Below are 853 nucleotides of genomic sequence, written 5' to 3'. Positions count from 1 at the left end.
TGGTAGGTGACTATCAAGCTTGAGCATAAGGCGGCCGAATATTGGGACGTTGTACTGAGTTTCCAAAGCCGCTTTCATCTTTGAAATGTCCACTACAGGCGACTCAATGAGACCAGAAGCGGCTTTGGTTTCAGGAAAAGCTTTCATAAGATAAGGAGCAAAGCGCTTGAGCCTTGCACTCGCGACATGAATATCTTCTGCGTTCAATCCGACGTGCGGCAAACCTTCTTCAAGCGAGGTCACGTTGGGATTAAACCAGCAAACTTCATCTAGGTTGATCAGTTGCTCTACAAGTGGGAATTGTTTTTTAAGCACTTCCACATTCAGCTTGTTCATATCCTCTATCCTGCAATTCGTTCTTTAGAATCTTCCATTCAATTGGTTACGCACATAAACAAAAGCGCCGCAATTGCGACGCTTTTAACTCATTCAATTTGTGCTCTATGCGTAGTTTTGCTCGAACTCTTTCATGAAGTCGACCAACGCTTGCACACCTTCTAGCGGCATTGCATTGTAAATCGATGCGCGCATACCGCCCACCACACGGTGACCTTTTAGCGCCTTTAGTCCTTTTGCATCTGCAAGCTCAAGGAAAGTCGCGTCAAGTTCAGGCTTCGCTAATTGGAAAGGAACGTTCATTAATGAACGGTTCGATGGATGAACGCCGTTGCGGTAGAAATCAGACTGATCAATGTAATCGTAAAGCTGTTTTGCTTTTTCGCGATTCACTGTTTCAATGCTCTTAACGCCGCCTTGTGCTTTTAGCCATTTGAAAACAAGGCCAGACAAGTACCAAGCAAACGTTGGTGGCGTGTTAAACATTGATTCTTTTTCAGCAAGAACTTTGTAATCA

General features: G+C 44.4%; 1 protein-coding gene and 1 pseudogene. Both read right to left on the bottom strand.

The window, feature by feature from the left end; all coding sequences use genetic code 11:
* Window positions 1–336: pseudogene (locus R7040_RS25495) on the bottom strand (D-serine dehydratase); the annotation flags it as partial.
* Between the two features lie 105 nt (window positions 337–441).
* Window positions 442–853 (bottom strand): aminotransferase class V-fold PLP-dependent enzyme (locus tag R7040_RS25490; RefSeq protein WP_318097430.1); only part of this gene is annotated, 412 nt, incomplete at its 5' end.

The organism is Vibrio sp. 1069, assembly GCF_033340555.1.
This window is presented reverse-complemented; position numbering and strand designations above follow the sequence as displayed.